The sequence below is a fragment of the Acinetobacter amyesii genome (assembly GCF_023499985.1).
Lineage (GTDB): Bacteria > Pseudomonadota > Gammaproteobacteria > Pseudomonadales > Moraxellaceae > Acinetobacter > Acinetobacter amyesii.
The window spans coordinates 127402-146197 of the sequence record NZ_JAMCOU010000028.1 but is presented as its reverse complement, the minus strand read 5'-3'; the positions used below and the strand labels follow the sequence as shown (position 1 = coordinate 146197).

17 protein-coding genes and 1 pseudogene are annotated in these 18796 nt (G+C 39.6%); 8 read left to right on the top strand and 10 right to left on the bottom strand.

The genetic code is table 11. The features are described 5' to 3' along the window. The first annotated feature begins 14 nt into the window (after positions 1-14). Entirely contained in the window at positions 15-821 is an 807-nt protein-coding gene (trpC, locus tag M5F03_RS07805; protein WP_249707846.1) for an indole-3-glycerol phosphate synthase TrpC, read from the top strand. Positions 822-854: 33 nt separating this feature from the next. On the opposite strand, the gene M5F03_RS07800 is transcribed toward trpC, so the two are convergent. Next, positions 855-1649, bottom strand: coding sequence for a hypothetical protein (locus M5F03_RS07800; protein WP_249707844.1), 795 nt, complete (start codon positions 1647-1649; stop codon positions 855-857). Positions 1650-1794: 145 nt separating this feature from the next. Between M5F03_RS07800 and M5F03_RS07795 the strand changes: the two genes are divergently transcribed. The 5 genes from M5F03_RS07795 to M5F03_RS07775 all read left to right on the top strand — a co-directional run bounded on the left by M5F03_RS07795 (position 1795) and on the right by M5F03_RS07775 (position 4925). Continuing rightward, on the top strand, positions 1795-2484 hold the full coding sequence (locus M5F03_RS07795; protein ID WP_078190270.1) for a Smr/MutS family protein: 690 nt from the start codon (positions 1795-1797) through the stop codon (positions 2482-2484). Between the two features lie 95 nt (positions 2485-2579). Beyond that, positions 2580-3128 (top strand): GTP cyclohydrolase I FolE, encoded by a 549-nt coding sequence (gene folE, locus M5F03_RS07790; protein ID WP_171262632.1) that lies wholly within the window; start codon positions 2580-2582, stop codon positions 3126-3128. A 119-nt stretch (positions 3129-3247) separates the two neighbouring features. Next, positions 3248-3604: a cupin domain-containing protein gene (locus M5F03_RS07785; RefSeq protein ID WP_078191972.1), complete on the top strand. Its 357-nt coding sequence runs from the start codon at positions 3248-3250 to the stop codon at positions 3602-3604. A 249-nt stretch (positions 3605-3853) separates the two neighbouring features. Then, a complete protein-coding gene (locus M5F03_RS07780) occupies positions 3854-4303 on the top strand; it encodes a hypothetical protein (RefSeq protein ID WP_180084007.1) in 450 nt (149 codons plus the stop codon). A gap of 70 nt (positions 4304-4373) precedes the next feature. Further along, positions 4374-4925 (top strand): DUF4385 domain-containing protein, encoded by a 552-nt coding sequence (locus M5F03_RS07775; RefSeq protein ID WP_180023378.1) that lies wholly within the window; start codon positions 4374-4376, stop codon positions 4923-4925. A gap of 8 nt (positions 4926-4933) precedes the next feature. Here the strand turns inward: M5F03_RS07775 and M5F03_RS07770 are convergent. From M5F03_RS07770 to hemE, 5 genes and pseudogenes are all read right to left on the bottom strand, one after another. Then, positions 4934-6325 (bottom strand): annotated as a pseudogene (locus tag M5F03_RS07770) (diguanylate cyclase). A gap of 106 nt (positions 6326-6431) precedes the next feature. Next, complete coding sequence (locus M5F03_RS07765; protein WP_372491133.1) at positions 6432-8336, bottom strand: Lnb N-terminal periplasmic domain-containing protein; 1905 nt, start codon at positions 8334-8336, stop codon at positions 6432-6434. 79 nt (positions 8337-8415) lie between these two features. Then, positions 8416-8886 carry a DUF3015 family protein gene (locus M5F03_RS07760; RefSeq protein ID WP_078190276.1) on the bottom strand — a complete coding sequence of 157 codons (471 nt, stop codon included), beginning with the start codon at positions 8884-8886 and terminating at the stop codon, positions 8416-8418. 150 nt (positions 8887-9036) lie between these two features. After that, the gene (locus M5F03_RS07755) at positions 9037-9828 is read right to left on the bottom strand and encodes a DUF817 family protein (RefSeq protein ID WP_249707934.1); all 792 of its coding nucleotides are present in this window, start codon (positions 9826-9828) and stop codon (positions 9037-9039) included. Between the two features lie 40 nt (positions 9829-9868). Beyond that, positions 9869-10939 (bottom strand): uroporphyrinogen decarboxylase, encoded by a 1071-nt coding sequence (hemE, locus tag M5F03_RS07750; protein WP_078191978.1) that lies wholly within the window; start codon positions 10937-10939, stop codon positions 9869-9871. Between the two features lie 205 nt (positions 10940-11144). Between hemE and M5F03_RS07745 the strand changes: the two genes are divergently transcribed. Beyond that, positions 11145-12365, top strand: coding sequence for a L,D-transpeptidase family protein (locus tag M5F03_RS07745; RefSeq protein ID WP_078191979.1), 1221 nt, complete (start codon positions 11145-11147; stop codon positions 12363-12365). 191 nt (positions 12366-12556) lie between these two features. After that, positions 12557-13252 carry a pirin family protein gene (locus tag M5F03_RS07740; RefSeq protein ID WP_249707840.1) on the top strand — a complete coding sequence of 232 codons (696 nt, stop codon included), beginning with the start codon at positions 12557-12559 and terminating at the stop codon, positions 13250-13252. A 30-nt stretch (positions 13253-13282) separates the two neighbouring features. Here M5F03_RS07740 and M5F03_RS07735 read toward each other — a convergent pair whose 3' ends face one another. The 4 genes from M5F03_RS07735 to M5F03_RS07720 form a co-directional block, all read right to left on the bottom strand. After that, on the bottom strand, positions 13283-13486 hold the full coding sequence (locus M5F03_RS07735) for a hypothetical protein (RefSeq protein ID WP_180076854.1): 204 nt from the start codon (positions 13484-13486) through the stop codon (positions 13283-13285). Positions 13487-14194: 708 nt separating this feature from the next. Then, the gene (locus tag M5F03_RS07730) at positions 14195-15394 is read right to left on the bottom strand and encodes a putative porin (RefSeq protein ID WP_218948579.1); all 1200 of its coding nucleotides are present in this window, start codon (positions 15392-15394) and stop codon (positions 14195-14197) included. Positions 15395-15497: 103 nt separating this feature from the next. Continuing rightward, on the bottom strand, positions 15498-16928 hold the full coding sequence (locus M5F03_RS07725; RefSeq protein ID WP_249707838.1) for an aspartate ammonia-lyase: 1431 nt from the start codon (positions 16926-16928) through the stop codon (positions 15498-15500). A gap of 183 nt (positions 16929-17111) precedes the next feature. After that, entirely contained in the window at positions 17112-18752 is a 1641-nt protein-coding gene (locus M5F03_RS07720; RefSeq protein ID WP_180083995.1) for a thiamine pyrophosphate-binding protein, read from the bottom strand. Between the last annotated feature and the right edge of the window lie 44 nt (positions 18753-18796).

Genomic DNA, 18796 nt, shown 5'->3' with positions numbered 1-18796 from the left:
TTAGGACTCAAATCATGGTAGATATCGCCAATACAATTTTAGGTAAAATTGTTGACCGTAAAAAAGAAGAATTTGCAGCCCGTCTTAAACAACGTAGCTATAAAGATGTCGAAGAGCTAGCTCAAGCAGCTACACCCATTCGAGGTTTTGCACAAAACCTCGGCTCTAAACGTCCGGGGGTGATTGCTGAAATTAAAAAGGCATCACCATCGAAAGGCATTATTCGTGAAAACTTTAACCCTGCTGAAATTGCGCAGCAGTATCAAGATGCTGGTGCGGCATGTTTGTCTGTTTTAACTGATGTCGACTTTTTCCAAGGTGCCGATGAAAACATTCAGATTGCACGTACGAACTGTGACTTACCTGCGCTACGTAAAGATTTTTTAATTGACCCTTATGGTGTAATTGAAGCACGCGCTTTACATGCGGACTGTATTTTATTAATCGTGGCTTGTTTGTCTGATCAACAACTCGAAGAAATGTCGAAAACTGCTTTTGAGCACAATCTCGACGTGTTGGTTGAAGTACATGACGAAGAAGAACTTGAGCGTGCAATGCGTCTTTCTGACAACTGTCTACTTGGCGTCAATAACCGCAATCTAAAAACCTTTGATGTTGACCTCAACACATCATTACGTTTGAAGAAGTTACTTGAGCCTTCTCGCCTACTTGTGACAGAAAGCGGTATTGCAACACCTGCTGATGTCGCGATGATGCAAGAACATGACATTTATGCATTCTTGGTCGGTGAAAGTTTTATGAAGCAGCCACGCCCTGATCAGGCGTTTAAGGAGCTTTTTTGTGTTCCAAAATCAATATAAAATAAAAGTCTCAGGGTGTACGCATCCTGAGACTTAATTCGAAGGACGAATGGCGGAAATTTCAACCTTATATTTGGGTTGAATACGGTAAATATCGTATGTTGTAGATATTACCGAATCTATTAAATCCAGACTCCCTCCAATAAAAGTATAGGGCTGATCATAATCCGTGATAATGGCCCATTTCCCTTGCCCACAAAATATTCCGTCAGGCTGAGTATTTATACCTACTGTTTCAACTAATTCAGCATAATCGAGCAAGCCATTGCCTTTAAATAGTCGGTAATCTTTTTTTGAGAAGTCATTATTTATATTTCCATACGCAATACTTTTCAAAATGCCATAATGATAAAATATATCTTGATTTTGAAAGGTATTTAAACACGACACAGTAAAATCAAACTGTTCTATACTGCATTCCCCATTCTGTAATTTATCAACATCCCATCCAGCAATTTCTACATCGCTCCTCCACATGATTTCATCAAATGCGGCATAGGTTTCAATATTTAATGCATCTAATGGGTCAAATTTAATACCATAAGCTTGATAAATATCTTGTCGTGTTTTCAATACACCTTGCCCACCATAAAGATGTTGGTTAGGCTGATGCAAAATGATTGCATACGATTCAAAACAATATGGCATAAGCATCGCCATACTTTCCCAGTAAATTTCTTTTAGTGAAGGTGGTATATGGACATCCCTTTGTCCATTTTCTAAATGTTTTAAACTAAAACGCCCATTGCAATAAAAACTTATATAAGTTTTATACCAATTTGGTAAAGCATCATGTACTTCGGTGATCAATATTACCTTCTTTTTCAACCGTTGCCCTCCTTGATAAATATTAAGTAATTAGGTTTAGTGATCGTTTATAATCTAATTCATATGAACTTAACCTTGTTCAATTCAATGTAAATAAAGACTATAATAATTTCATTCACCTTTATATGCCTGTTTTACTGTATTTATGAGCAAACACGATTCTTCGCTTTCAAAAGATCAGTACAACCTACTGAAATCTTTTAAAAAGCAAATTACGAATCCACATTCCTCAACGATTGCTAAACAGCCTGAGCCAACGCCAAAGACTGTTGAACAAGAGCAGGAAGAAGACTTCGCGCTTTTCCAAAAGCAAATGCAAGGTGTTCAAAAAATGAATGCAGGAAATACTGCAAAAATGGAAAAAGTGGGTCGTAAAAAACCTGATGCGCAAACGTTGGCTAAACGTGCTGCTGCAATTGGTCCTATGGAAACAGATGATGCATTACTTTCTGATACGCAAGCGATGCTCAACCCTGTTGCCAGTCAAGCTGCTTTAAGCTATCGCATTGCAACCTTACAACATAAAGTTTTTGAAGATTTGAAAGCTGGTAATCTACGTTGGTTTGAAGCTGTCGACTTACACGGTTGCACTGTTGAAGAAGCCCGTTCTGCCGTGCTGCAAATTATTCAAATGGCGAAAGATGACAATCAAAACGTCATTAAAATTGTGCATGGCAAAGGTCCAGAAGCAATTTTAAAAACTTATGTAAATAGTTGGTTACGTCAACATCGTGATGTATTGGCATTTGTGAGCGCCCCAGAAAAACAAGGCGGCACAGGTGCTGTACTGGTTCTGCTTAAACGTGCAGAAAAAAACCCACAGTTTAAACAATAATCGGATTTAACTCCAAAAGAAGGCATTGTAATAGTTTTCTGCTACAATGCCGTCCTTGTTCAATCTCTCAGTGTAAGTGAACACGTCTTATGTCTATGCAGCAATCCTACGCAAATATCCTAACTGCCGTTGGTGAAGATCTGAATCGCCCGGGTCTTAAAGATACGCCTATGCGTGCTGCTAAAGCTTTTTCATATCTTACTTCTGGTTATAGCCAGACACTTGAAGAAGTGACCAACAATGCGGTTTTCCCATCAGATAACCGTGAAATGGTCTTAGTTAAGAATATCGAATTCTATTCTTTGTGTGAGCACCATTTATTACCTTTTTATGGTCGCGTACATATTGCTTATCTCCCAGAAGGCAATGTTTTAGGTTTATCAAAATTCGCACGTATTACAGAAATGTTTGCCCGTCGCTTACAAATTCAGGAAAACCTCACTCAGCAGATCGCTGAAGCTGTGGCTGAAGTGACTGGTGCACGTGGTGTTGCTGTGGTGATTGATTCAGCTCACATGTGCATGATGATGCGTGGTGTAGGTAAACAAGAGTCTACAACACGTACCGTTTCTTTTGTCGGTGACTTTAAAACCAATAAAGAAGAACGCCGTGAATTCTTAAGTGCTGTGCCTGAAAGCTATTAACAGAACATTCAGCGTTAGCACTCATAAAAAAGCCTCAAACTCTTGAGGCTTTTTTTATTTGTGTTTTAATGTCGCAAATCGTTTGCTTTGATAGCAAAGCACTATTTTCAGGATGAATCATGTCAGATGTATATATTGCCGGTCAGGGTTTAGCGCAAGCCAAACACAGCATAGACTTCCCTCGCCCAGACCGTTTGGTTCAGGGCAATCCTAAACGTGAAACTGCAAGCCTGTATGTACACCCCAATATGGACTGCGGGATTTGGCAATGTGAAGTTGGCGCATGGAATATTGTCTTTGCACCGAACAAACAAGAGTTTTTTACTATCCTTGAAGGATTAGTACGTATTCATGATCAACAAGGTGGATATATCGAGGTTTCCGCTGGCCAAGCGGGCATTATTCCCCCATCGTTTCAGGGCAAGTTTGAAGTTGTCGAAGCCGTCAAAAAATACTATGTGGTTGTAGAAGTTTAATCGCCCAAAATATTTATTTTGAAAAAATATCTTTTAAAAATATTGTTTGTAACCGTGCTGTAAGACTTGTAACTCAAAACTACAGCATAAAATTGATATCAATTACTTAATGTATTTCTGTTCATAAATTAAACATTTCATAACATGATCTCACCCCCCATATTCAAGATTAGTCCGTACATTGAAAACAAGATGAATCCTTTAGATTCATTGCTATTTTCTTTTTTTTACTAACTAAGGGTGATCACTATGGTAGCCGCAAAAAAGACAACTGAAAAAGATGAGAAAAAGACAGCGAAAACTACGGCAAAAACTGCAAAAAAGAATGAGGATAAAGTAAAAAAATCAGCTAAAGCATCGAGTCAAGATTCAAAGAAAGAAACAAAGAAAACTGCTGAAAAAAAATCTAAGGACAGCACTTCTAAAAAAGAAACTGCAACTAAAGATGAAAAAGTAAAAGCTAAAAAATCTGCGTCAACTAAAAGTTCGCCGAAATCTAAAGCTGACAAAAAAGAGGCCCCTAAAAAAGCCAGCACATCAAAAACAAGCACTAAAGTTAAAGATGAAAAGCCAAAAGCTGAGAAGAAAGCAACAAAAAAATCTTCAACAGCAAAGAAAACAGATGCTAAGGCAAGCAAGTCTAAGGGAGAAAAACCCAAGACGACCAAAGCCAAATCCACCAGCAAAAAGACAAAATAAAAAGTAGCCCCAACTGGGGCTACTTTTTAAGCTTAAGCTTGAAATAGAGTAAGGTTGTAATGGAGTGAATATGAATAATAAATCCATCCCCACACCTAAGCGTGTATCACGCGTTCATTCCAATAGTTTTGATTACAGTTTAGATTTTAAAAAGATAAATTTTCGCGAACACCCTGAACTTTATAGAATTGGACGTGGTGAACAAGGTGTATTACTCGTAGAGCCTTATAAATCTGAAATTTTGCCTTATTGGCGATTTGCTAATGAAGAAAAAGCCATCGAAAGCAGTACCAAAATTTGGCAACTTTTTGAAGAGTATTTAGACGCTGAAGATTTTGTCGGTGCAGATATGGCACGTAAATTTTTGCAGATGGGTTTTACACGTGCACGTCGCTATGCCAACCATAAAGGTGGTAAAAAATATGAGGGTCCAGTCCCTAATGATAAAAAAGGATTAAGTGGTGCACATGGACGCGAAGAGCTTCCAAGACAAAAAGAGGATCCCGTCAAAGCTGCTGCTGCACGAGTATTTAAACAAAAATGGGATGAAGCTAAAGTTCATCCCAAGTATGTAGAGCAAAAAGCAAAATTTTTAGATTTTCTACAAAGCAAAATTAAGTGAATATCCATTTAGGATGAAGATGATCTTGTTTGCTGATCAGTTTTAGCAACGTAAATACGGTTACGAGCTGTATTCTTGGCAGCATAGAGTGCTATATCGGCAGCATCTAGTAAACGTTGATAGTCAGGATGACCATTATACTGCACACAACCAACGCTAACGGTTAAACTAAATTGCTGACCTTGTACTGTTCGGATCACTCCGTTTTCAATATATTGGCGAATATTTTCTGCAACTTTCATCGCACGGTTTACATTGGTGTCCACCAAGAGTTACAAGAACTCTTCGCCACCAATACGGAATGCATAATCGCTACCTTGGCTGTAACGCTGCAAAGCTTCGGCAATAAATTTCAGTGCAAGATCACCTGCCGCATGACCAAACTTATCATTGATCATTTTAAAGTAATCCGCGTCAAAGGCTAGCAAAGACAAAGGCGTTTCATTTTGACGTGCAAAAGTAATTTCACGTGAAATAATAGTACTAAGATAACGACGGTTTAGGAGTTGCGTCAAAGAATCATTGCCTGACTCAATATATTCAGCCACCTGAAATAATTGATCGACTAAATGCTGAATTTCACGATTTAAGTCTCGAATCTGTTGAATCAAATGTTGCAGTTGATCTTTATCCGTTATTTGTGTGGTTTGCTGCGTTAGCTCATCCACTTGATAAATTCGATCAATAATTAATTGAACCTGATCTGAACCCGAAAAAGCATATGCCGCTTTATGAATAAACCACAATCCAAATTCTGATTTTGAAAGTAAGGAATGATAAAAACTGACATTTCCCGAAAAGATTTTAAACATCAATTCATTTTCCCAATTGAGCAATGAACCACGTTGTTTATCTTTATGCACTGCAACATCTTGCATCGCTGAAAATAAGCGATAATTATGCTTGGTTTCTTGCTTTTTTTCCGTATTGATCTCATAAGATCGGCACATAATTTCTGTGCTAAATCCGATAATTTGTACAATATAACTGCACATATGGAGAATATTTTGCGTATGGTTTAGCTCTAAAATTTCAAATATTTTACGTTCTATTTCACGTACACCACGCATAATCAACCATGACGGAATGCCGACACGCGCATGCACCATTCCAACTTTTTGCTGCCTTTTAACCGAAATTTCAAAATCATTATTTAGTGCAACATTAAATGTTTCTAATAACCATTTTCTTAAGGTGTCGATGAGCCTTTTTTGAATAATATCGTCTTTAAAAAATTCAGCTGACGCTGGTTCTCGCGACATTTGTTCATAAAAAACAGTAACTAAATGCTCAACATGCTTCTGGATAAATTGCAAAGCTGCAAGATGTTCATTTTCAGTATATTGATCACAAATATCTTTCCAAGTCTGACTTAGACCTGTAATACATTCTTGATTCATTCGGTGACACAAACCACAGCTATTACAAAGCTAGCAATCATACCTTGCTTTACTTACATAAAAAAACAAATTTATTTGATATTTCACATTTTATCTATCTTAAAAATTAATAGAAAAATACATAACTCAATTTCAATTTATTCCAATCTTGATCATCTTGTTGCTGGTATTCGTATCCTAGTCTTAAAGCATTTTGTTGGTTGACGATATATTGTAATTCAGCATCGAGTTTCAGATTCCATTGATGTGTATCTTCCCAATACGGAAGCTCTGCTTGAACCAAACTATTGAATTTTTCTGACCAAATATTTTGGCAACCCAGTGTCGGCCCAAGGCCCACTCGCCATCCATCATCTAGAGACTTACCGCCCTGCACCTGCATTTGAGACTGCACATAACACAAATGTGTACGTTCCTGATTGGCCCAGCTATAACCAGATTGTGCTTTGAATTCAGCAACGCCATGTTGTTTCTTTTCGCTAAATTGACCTGCATCTACAGACACTTGCTGCCAGCCAAAATTGACCCCCCAGCTTAGCGGTGTTTTAAATGGCGTGATCGGATTGTAGGAGTTGACCGATAAAAAATCAAAATGATTGAGTTTGAGTTGGTCGTCTCGATATTGGATCGAGCCATCCCAAAACATCAACTGCGTACCAATCCGAAAGCCACCTTGCGGATCGATCAAATCATGATAAGCCTGACGATGACCAAGTTCGATATACTTTTCACCTTGAACTTCACCTACTGCGGCTGAAAAATTTCGCGCATGATGTCCATTGACTGGGTCTAGACTTGGTTGCTTAGGTTCAGTCCGTTGTTTTGGTTGCGAAGATTGACTACGTAAGGCCAAGATTTGACGTAATTTAGGCTGCGTTTCTTCCGCACTCACCTTTCTCCCAATCAGCAATAAATACAGATGGTCGTACGCCATTTCCAATATTTTCGCTTGCTCTACTTCATTAAACTGTGAGAGCGCTGTAGACATGTTCTCAGGTTTAATTTCAGCGAGCTTATGCGCTTCGCGTGCTAAACGATATCCATGTTGCTGCGCTTGTGACAAAAGCTGCGTTTCTAATGCAGGACGATAAACCGCTGCTTGAATCAGTTGTTCATCATTGATCGCTTTGATCGTCTCAACGGGAATGGAAGCGACTTTAAATTTCTGGGTTAAATTCAGTGTCGGGCGAACCAAATCCATTAAGCCCAATAATCGATATGCACAGTTATCACTGGCGAAATAATAGGGAAAACTTACATTTTGCATTTCCCAAATATGTTTAACCAAATAACTGGTTTCTTGCTCGGTTAGTGCTAGCTCATATTCCCACAAATCACGACTTTCAAAATCACCATATTCTTTCACTTTACGGTAGTACGGCATCAAGGAATATTCGCCAGGATATTGCCCTGTTAAGCCTTTCCATGCATAAGACCAGTTATCTTCTCCAGCAACAGTAGCCGCATAGTTAATGGCATAGGACACCAAATTTAGCTCTTTCTGATTTTTCGGATCGAGACGCAATAAGGTATGTCCAAACATAGAACTTGGATTACCCATAAAGTCTGTGGCGTAGATTAATGTCGCTTTATAAGGCTTAATTTTTCCAAACCATTCATCAAACTCAGGGCAACTTACCGCAGGTAACTGCTCTGAACGGATGGATAACTCTTGCATCAGCCACTGACTACGCGCTGGGAAACGACAACGAAAGGCTTGATTAGGTTCGGCGGTTTGAAACAGTGCAGCAACATCTGCCTCTAATTCGGCTTGGGCATTTTGACGGCCATTTTCGGCCAAAAAGTAACCTTTATAGGCAACTTCACTTTGTCCTTTATGATCTGTATATAAAAGTCGCTGCCAACTGATGTGTTCAGACAGTTTTTTTGATTGTGCAAGTTCAATATATCGCTGTAACTCTACGGTTTTAGAGGGAGTAGAATCTACAACTTGCTGAGCATATATGATGCTCGGAATCATAAAAGTACAAAATAAAGCAATTGATTTCATTCAGTTATATTCAAATCCATTTTAATATATTTTAGATAATAAAAAACCCTGCCGAGAGACAGGGTTTTGAAAGCATCGATTAAACGTATGCTTTAAGTACTTCGTCTTTTGCCATTACACTTTGTAATGAAGCAAGTACTTGTAGAGAAGACTGGTTTTCAGCTGAATAGATTTCAGCAAAATTTGCTTTAGACACAGCAAAGAAACGTGCTTTATCTGTTGATTGGATGTTTAAAAGCTCAGCCAAAACATTCAGGCTCTCACCTTGACCAACCGCCATATCACGAGCAAGTGATTCAGCATTTTCATTGGTAAATGTTACTGCTTGAGCAGTCACTGTACCTGTACCGCTACAACCTAAAGTACCAAAGGTGATACCAAGTAACTGGTTAGTAAAAATACCGTTGGTAGTCGCAGCTAAAATTTTAGGAATTTTACCTGATTGACCAGCCCAAACTTGAGAACCAACACCACAACCTACGTCACGGTCAGCAAAAGCAGCTGTAGAACCTAGTGCAACGACTGCAACTAAAGCTAATTTTTTTAACATAGCACTTCTCCAGGGAATTTTATTCCATTGTTTTTAATTATTAAAACATGTGTAATTTTGATTACACACCTGTAGATTAACTTGATCTTTCAGATAAGGCAAAACATTTTCATCTAAAACTTTTGGCTAAAAATAATACGTTCTTATTCACTATTTTTTGAGCAACCAAGTACCATTTTCATCACGTTTTCCAAGGATTTTGAGCACTAAAACCAAACTGAGTAATAGCAACAAATACCAAGAACCGAGTTTCCCCCAACCGACCATATGCCATGCATCGACCTGACTTGGATATAACCAAATTTGATAGAAGGTACTGATATTTTCTGCGATCCAAATCAAAAATGCCAAAATCAACAGTACAGGTAACATCGGCAACTGAATCACATGATTTTGTAATTGAAAACTGAGCTTGGTTTTCCAAAAGATCACCACACTCCAAGCAAACAAAAACATACGAATATCTGGCACAAAAAATTTGGTCATAAAATTAAGATATGACAAAACGGCTAAGCACAGCATATTGCCAAAACGCGGTAAGTTACTGAACAACACCTGATATAGACGTAACGAACGTGCAAAGAAACTCCCCACCGCCGAATACATAAAACCTGCAAATAATGGCACAGTCAGCAGTTTAAAAACCGCAGGCTGCGGATATTGCCATGAGGCAATATGTGGATGGGTCAGAAATATTTCCATCCCCATTGCAAGGATATGAAACAGTGCTATGACTTTCGCTTCCGCCCAAGACTCGAGTTTTAAGCAGAGTAAACACACTTGAATGATCAGTGCATAAAACAATAAATAGTCATAACGGAAAAAGCCAAAATATTCCTGACTTCCCATTGCTGCAGTTAAAGCAAAAGCGATCAGCAGTAATATCCCAAATAAGGCAGCCGAAGCTGCCTTATAAGAGAACTCAAAACATGATTTTATCATCTTGACCACGGTTGAATCCTAAACCAATTTCCCTAAAGCCTTATAAATACTTGGCACTATATTCGTGTACCGTATCAATAAAGGCTTTTGGATTGGCTGGATCTACCCACTGGGTAATACCATGACCTAAGTTCGCCACATAACCGGTTTTTTCACCGTTGGCATATGCATCATCTAACATGGCACGTGTCGCTTTCGCAATCGCTTCAGGCGAACCATATAATGTTGCTGGGTCTAAGTTACCTTGCAAAGCTGCACGGCCTGCGACTGTTTGACGTGCTACATTTAATGGCGTAGTCCAATCTAAACCAAAAGCATCTGCACCCGTTGCAATCATTGGCTCTAACCATTGACCACCACCTTTGGTAAACAAAATCACAGGGACTTTGCGTCCATCTTTTTCACGCTGTAAACCTGCCACGATTTTTTGCATGTAGTTCAGTGAAAATTCAATGTATTCACGGTGTGCTAATGCCCCACCCCAACTATCAAAGATTTGTACGGCTTGCGCACCTGCATCAATCTGCGCATTGAGATATTCAGTCACCGCCACAGCCAAACGGTCTAATAAGGCATGCAGCACTTCAGGTTGTGCATACATCATTTGTTTTGTAAAACGGAAATCTTTGCTTGAACCGCCTTCCACCATATAGGTTGCCAGTGTCCAAGGACTGCCTGAGAAGCCAATCAAAGGAACTTGTCCGCCCAAAGCTGAACGAATTGTAGTCACGGCATTCATGACATAATCTAAGTCAGATTTGGCATTAAATTTAGGTAAATTCAGTACATCTTGTTCGGTACGTACGGTTTTATGAAACTTCGGACCTTCACCTGCTTCAAAATACAGTCCCAAACCCAACGCATCAGGTACAGTCAAAATGTCTGAAAATAAAATGGCAGCGTCTAAGTCATAACGACGCAAAGGTTGTAAAGTAACTTCACAAGCAAATTCTGTATTTTTACAAAGGGATAGGAAATCACCTGCTTTGGCACGTGTTTCACGATACTCTGGTAAATAACGGCCAGCCTGACGCATCATCCAAACCGGAGTTGCATCTACCGGTTCACGTAATAAGGCACGCAAGAAACGATCATTTTTTAAGGTCGTCATTCACTTTCCCAACTTAATTCGATATTGGCATCATCATATCAAAAAGGTTGTAAATATAATAACTTCTCAAGCATTTAAAAACCGATCATGTTGAGTGCCAAAAATGATATTTACACAAAACAACTACTGCATCTCCACTTTTTTTCTGTAATACTTAGCCAGTTTTTAATACACAGTAAATGAATAATTCTTAAGGTTGAATTACATGTTCGTTCGCACCATGCTCGCACTGAGCCTAAGTTGCATATTTGCTGGTACAGCTATTGCCGCATCTACTGCTGAACAACCATTAACGCCAAAAAAAGTGACTAATGTTGCAGTTCAGGATCCCATTGATCCGTTAGCGACTGAAGCTTCATCTGCAACTAGCCAGATTAGCGCTCAAGAACAAGAAGATCTGAACCAAGCATCGCAAACTTTAGACAGCCTGCAACAATCAGAAGATGTCAAAGCCGACATCGGTGCTGCACCTGCTACAGCGACTGCTACAACTCCAACATCAACTTCGCCTGCTGCCAAAGTTGCTTGGGGTTTAAATGACCTAAATAATGCACAGTGGTATGACAACATTGGTAAAGGTCAATTCCCTGTTTATGCACGTGCGCATGTCATGCTCAATAATGCTCATGCTTCACCGGGTGCAATTGATGGTACCAGTGGTAAAAATACCCTAAAGGCGATCGCTTCATTCCAACAAATGAATGGGTTGAAACCTACAGGGACTTTAACTAAAGAAACTTGGGATGCGCTGATTGCGAAACAAGGTTCTAAACCTGCATTCATTGAATACACGTTGACTGATGCAGACTTGAAAGGTCCTTATGCAGCATCAATTCCACACGACTATGCATTACAAGCAAAAATGAAAGGCTTGTACTACACACGTGTGACTGAAATGTTAGGTGAAAAATTCCACATGGACGAAGACTTTTTGAAAAAGTTGAATCCAAAAGCGACATTTAAAAAAGCTGGTGAAAAAATCTTAGTAGCGAATATTCGTAACGAAGTTCCTGAAGATATTCACCTGATCGTTGCACATAAAGGCGCGAAACAACTTTACTTGTTTAATAGCCGCAACCAAATGATCGGTTCATTCCCGGCAACGATTGGTAGTTCAGATACACCATCACCTACAGGTACATATAAAGTAACAGGTGTTGCACCAAACCCTTGGTACAGCTACTCACCTTCTAACTTTGTTCAAGGCAACAACAGAAAACCATTGTCTTTACCACCTGGTCCAAATGGTCCTGTTGGTAATATCTGGATTGGTTTGAGCAAAAAATCATTTGGTATACACGGTACTCCGAACCCATCTGCAATCTCTAAAACTGCGTCACACGGTTGTATTCGTTTGACCAACTGGGATGCAAATGACTTAGGTAAGAAAGTGAAATCTGGTGTGACTGTTAAATTCTTAGAATAATTTTAGTCATATTTAAAAAAGCCTGCTTCTTGCAGGCTTTTTTATAGTTGCGCCTTTATGCATAACAAAAGACTCAATCTTGGCTGAGCGTTGCAAAAATAGGATGAATTGTCGCTAAAAAACTATATATCCCTATTTAGTTCAATCCTAAAATAGGCATATGTTCAATAATTAAGATAAGGATGAATGCCATGAATGCTTTTTTACATCCAAGTGAAAACCGTGGTCACGTAAAAATGGGCTGGCTTGAGTCTAAACACAGCTTTTCTTTTGGTAACTGGTATGACCCGAAGTACATGGGCGTTAGTGCGCTTCGTGTAATTAATGATGACTTAATTGCAGCCCATGAAGGTTTTGGTCAACACCCACATGACAACATGGAAATTTTGACCTGTGTGTTAAAAGGCACCATTACGCATAAAGACAGCATGGGCAACCATGGTGGCATTTCTGCGGGTGAATGGCAGCTCATGAGCGCAGGTACAGGTGTGCGCCATAGCGAAATGAACCAAGGTGATGAAAATGTGCATTTACTACAAATTTGGATCGTTCCAAATGAACGTGATGCTGAACCGACCTATCAACAAATTAAATGTGATCCACGTGATCAACCCAATCAATGGCATTTAATTGTCGGTCCAAATGACAATGCAGCTATGCATATTCGTCAGCAGGCGGAAGTTAAATCTGCATTTTTGACGAAAGGTCAATCTTTAGACATCCATGCAACGCAGCATATCAATTATATCCATGTTATTTCAGGTTCAGTGCAAATTGCTGAACATAAAGTTGAAGCTGGTGGTGCAATTGCGTTCTTAGAAGATAGCCAAATTGAAGCGCTTGAAGATGCTCAAGTGATTTGGTTTGATTTACCCGAAGTAAAATAACGAAAAAGCCCTCAAATGTGGGGGCTTTTTTTATGCAGCTTGGCTAAGGCGTTCACTGCGTTTATATAACCACATCAACACTAAAGACGGAATAATAAATCCAGCAGCAAGCATGGCTATATGTTTTATTGGAAATGTGCATGGTGACATTTGTAGTGCCAGTAAAGCGAAGAAACTGAGCTGCCAAGTTATGTTTTCACCTTTTTGAGCATGCTTTTTATATTCATAAGCCAATATATGGCAGCAAATCCAATGTCAAAGACCTAAGATCAAGTACCCCATTCCCCCATAAGTCTAAACCAAAGACAATTTTGCAAAAATATAAGTTCATATCTGCATAATACTGAAGGATATCGTCGAAAAATGCAGAAAACATGACAAGACTCTAATTGTCGCAATATGCTTATCTTTAGCCCCAAATATGTATTTTAAAGAATAAAGCAAATTACCTCCCTCACGAGAGAGTGATCCAAATCTATAAAAGTTAAATTAAAATATAAGTATGGAAATGTTTGAAGATTTGAATTTACTTGTAAAAGGCGAAATTACCCGTTTACCTTATAAAAATTAGTAACACAAAATGCCATTAAATCATCTGACCTTGCGTACCAAAGCCCGAATAAAGTTTTTGCTATAACCATGCTCTGCAATAGCAGCAAGCCATTATCGAGGAGATTTTGACAATTTTCTAAATTTTGATCTGCTTAGGACATGGTTTAACTAAGATAAACTGAGAGTTAAATGAACAGATGCTCAGTTAATTCATAAACGATTTTTTTTAGTAAATCTTAAATTTGATACGCCATAGCCCTGATTTAACTTAAAACAAAGACATAAAATATGAAGATTAAATACATCTGAATGCATCTTAAGTGTTCCAATAAAAAAACCTCGATCAAAGCCATTTTGCTTTAACAGAGGTTTTAGCTTGTTGGATATCGATCAGAAGTTAAAGCCAATATTTAAATTGACGCGATACAGCCATTTATCGCTATTTTCAGATGTTGCTGAAGTAAAGCCTGTGCCATTGGTCGCCCCACCAATAATATTGGCATTTTTGCCCCAAGTATAATCTGCCCACACCATAAATGGTGTAGCGATAAACATTGCACCTGTGGTATTCATTTGCGAAGCTGACCAGTCACTGCGTTCTTTGTCTAAATAACTGTAGTCATTGTAAAAACGAATGGCTTTGAGTTTACCCATATTTTGAACAGGTAATGTATATGCCAAATTGACGCTCGAAACTGTACCTTCAGAGGCAATGAAATAGGCTGGTGTTAAACCATTTGCGCCCATCAAGGTCATGTCATTACTTACACCTTCAGGGTTTTCAGCATCATATTGATAATGAATCACCGAAGACTGTAAATTCCAACGTTGGTAGTTGCTGTTGGTATGAATCCCAGCGGCATAATAACTACCTTCATCGCGGGTCGTTTTGTTATGCAATTGTGCGGCAGATCCAGATATACCGACCTCGTGTTTCCCGATTTGATCATTACCGAATTTACGTACAATACGAGTATTCAGCTGATTGTGCTTTTCGTTTTGATAAGCAGCTTGAAAGGGTAAATGATTCTCTGAAAGATCATCATAAGTTGCAGATTCAGGTGAATAGCGTAAATTGGTTTCCAACATACGTGGGTAGTAACCAACTTTCACATCCCATTCAGGATTATTGTAATTCCAGTTAATCCCCGGCGCGATGTTGTTGCCATAGCCCAAGAAGAACGGGATATGATAGGTCCAACCATTTTGCGGATATGGATAAAGCGCAAATGGCTTATAGACAAAACCTGCTTCGATGCTGTTGTTTTTGTCTAGGTTATAACCCACATAGGCTTTTTCAATTGAGGTTTTTTCCTGATCTTGAATTAAATAGCTCGCATTCAAATAGGCATCACCTGATTTGCCTTTTAAGTCGATACGGAAAATATCAAAATCCAGTTTGCCTATGCCGCGTTTATCACTTGGCTCCCACTGTTCATAACGATGATTAAAACGTAAAGCTCCACCCAATTTAAACGATTGTGTGCCATCGTCGCTTTTCCACTCTAATGGATCCTCTTTGGCTTGAACGCTAGCGGCAGCTGCGCTCAAAGACAGCATCATCGCTGTTATCAATATGGTTTTATTCATCTCAAGCACCTGTCCTTATTTTGTTTTGCATGCAAAACTTTGTTTATTTCCATATTTAACTAAAAAAAATTTATTTAGCAGTCACTGCGAACTTCATTTGCAATTAAGCAATGTCTTGCAGCGGTGCTTCGAAGTTTCGAACTTCCGAGATTAAATTTTCAAAAGAAAAGACTTCTTTCAATTGCTCTTCCGTCATCAATCCCTGAGACAGCACCACTTCTTGAATGGTTTTGTTTTCAGCAATACATTGTTTACCAATGGCATCACAGCGGTCATGTCCAAGAATTGGATCAAGCAAAGTCACAATGCCAACACTACGCATGACCAAGTCATAGGCTTGTTGTTCATTGACTTGAATGCCTGCAAAACATTTTTCATCCAAACTGCTGATGCCATGTTGAAGCAATTCAATCGATTCATTCAGTGACAACGCAATCACAGGTTCCATCACGTTCAACTGTAATTGTCCTGCTTCAGCTGCCATGCTGATGGTTAAATCATTACCCATGACTTTAAAGGCAATTTGATTAACCACTTCAGGAATCACTGGGTTCACTTTGGCGGGCATAATGGATGAACCTGCTTGCAATTCTGGTAAGCGAATTTCGGCCAGCCCAGTACGTGGACCTGAGCTGAGTAAACGTAAGTCGTTACAGATTTTTGATAGTTTGCATGCCAGACGTTTTAGGGTACTTGAAATCAGAATGAATACGCCACAGTCACTGGTGGCTTCAACATAGTCTTCGGCGCCTTTGACTGGTAATCCAGTGAGTTCAGCTAAACGTGCCGTAATATGCTGCGCATAACCTTCAGGTGTATTCACCCCTGTACCAATTGCCGTTGCACCTAAGTTGATTTCCAATAAAAATTCACGCATTTTCTTAATCAAACGCATATCTTCATTCAGTAAAGTGGCAAAGGCTTGAAACTCTTGTCCCATGGTCATCGGAACCGCATCTTGCAACTGTGTACGGCCCATTTTCAACACATGTTTAAAATCAGCTACCTTCGCACGAATGGTTTGAATCAATTTATCCAGTGCTAAAAGCAGGTCTTCTATACGGTGATATAAACTGATCCGTAGTGCTGTTGGATAAACATCGTTGGTCGATTGGGATTTGTTGACGTGGTCATTCGGATGCAGAATCGAGTAACTCCCCTTTTGCTCCCCCAAGTATTCCAAACCAATATTGGCAATGACTTCATTACAGTTCATATTGACCGATGTACCTGCCCCACCTTGGTAACAGTCAATTGGAAATGACGCTGCCCATTGCTGTGGCTGTTCAATCAATTGATCAGCTGCATATTCAATGGCTTTAAGCTGTTGCTCACTGATTTTTTTATAATCAAAATTACTTTGTGCAGCTGCTTTTTTGACAAAGCCTAAAGCACGAATAAAATGCAGTGACTGTCCAACCGTTAAATGGGAAATTTTAAAATTTTCTAATGCACGTTGGGTATGAATGCCGTAATACGCACTAAATGGCACTTCTTTAGCACCCAGTAAATCATGCTCAATCCTTGTTTGCATATCCACTCACCTTGTTTTGCTCTACCTTAGTCTGCTGAACTCAGGTTTTATGTCCTTTGACTTTACATGTCGTCTGACTGTAACTCAGGTGCAATTCCCCTTCGGGGAAATTACACCGTTCAATTTCATTCACTTTTGTTTGATCAAAAGGGTTTTAGACTTTACTGATCCAATTCGGATGGATTAGTACAATTTCTTCTGTGGTGGACCCGCAAATTTCAATGGACCAATTGCGTTCATATCAAGCTCAATAACCGCTGGACCATTCAAATCAATGGCTTCTTTGATTGCAGTTTTAAACTCTTCCGCGCTCGCTACTTTCCAGCTCTTCACACCCATTGAATCACCAAGCAATTTGTAGTCTGGCGTATGCAGTTCGTTATAGTATTGACGACCGCCAAAGTAGTTATTTTGAATGCCACGCATGACGCCATAACCACCATCATTCATAATCATCAGCACCATATCGGTGTTTTCTTGCGCCATCGTCGCAATTTCACCAATACCCAGCATCAAGCCACCATCACCCACTAAGCCCACAACTTTTTTGTCTGGGTTAGCAATCGATGAACCAATGGCATGTGCAAGACCCAAGCCGATTGCACCAGCCAATGAGTGGATGTTTTTGTTCGGTGTTTGTACTGGGAACAAACGGCTGCCCCAAGTACTGCCTGACATGGTGATGTCACGAACAAAAATACCGTCTTCTGGTAATGCTGCACGTAAGTGATCACAAATTAATGCGTATTGATCCATTTGCGTACGTAGTGCATCTACCGCATGTTCACGCGCAGCCTTAACATCTGCATCATATGCAGCATCAATTTTGCTTAGGCCATTCAATGCGCTAATGACACGTGCAAAAGTATCTTTGGTATCTGCACATACAAATTGTGAAATCTTGTAGTTACGTTGCTGTGCAACTGGATTTGCATCAATTTGGATGATGTTTTCAGGGAATTCAACTGAGTAAGTCTTGGTTTCATTACTGCGTAAACGTGAGCCTGCAACAATCAATAAGTCCGCTTCTTTCATCAGTTTTTCAACGGCTGCAGAGTTATGGAATGCACGTAAGCTACGTGGATGATCATCTGCCAATACACCGCGTGCATGCGTAGATGAAACAACTGGAATACCTAAGTCAGCCAGCGCTTTCACTTCTGCAACTGCATTTAACGTACCGCCACCAATCCACAGTAATGGACGTTTCGCCTTTTTCAATGCATCTGCAATCATGTTAATTTCAGCATTTTCCGCTTGCGGCAGTTGCATGGCTTTTACTGGGCCAAGATTGGCTGGCAAATCAATTTCAGCCGCTTGCACATCAATTGGAATTTCTACACTGACTGGCCCCATAGGCACAGTCGTCGCAACGCGAATCGCTTCACGAATAACACCAACTGCATTGTCTGGACTAGTAATACGAAAAGCCGCTTTGCTTGATGCTTTTAAGAAAGTCAGTTGATCTTTAGTTTCATGAATAAAGCTTGCATCGCGATCTAAATATTCACGTTCCACTTGCCCTGTTAAATGCAACACTGGACTGCCTGCATTCATTGCTTCAATCAGTGAACCCACAGCATTACCTGCACCAGCACCAGTACTGGTCAAAGCTACACCTAAACCTTTAAAGCGTGCATGTGCGTCTGCCATAGTGACAGAACCTGCTTCACCACGCGCTGCGACAAAGCGCATTTTTTCACGGCGGCCTACGGCATCTGCAATAGGCAAGTTGTGAATAGAAATCACGCCATACATGCTGTCTACATTATGCTGTTCTAAAACTCGAGCGATTGCTTCGCCTACATTTACACGTTCAGTCATTGTTCTTTCCTTAAATTCTTGAATTTTTGATTACTAATTTTTTG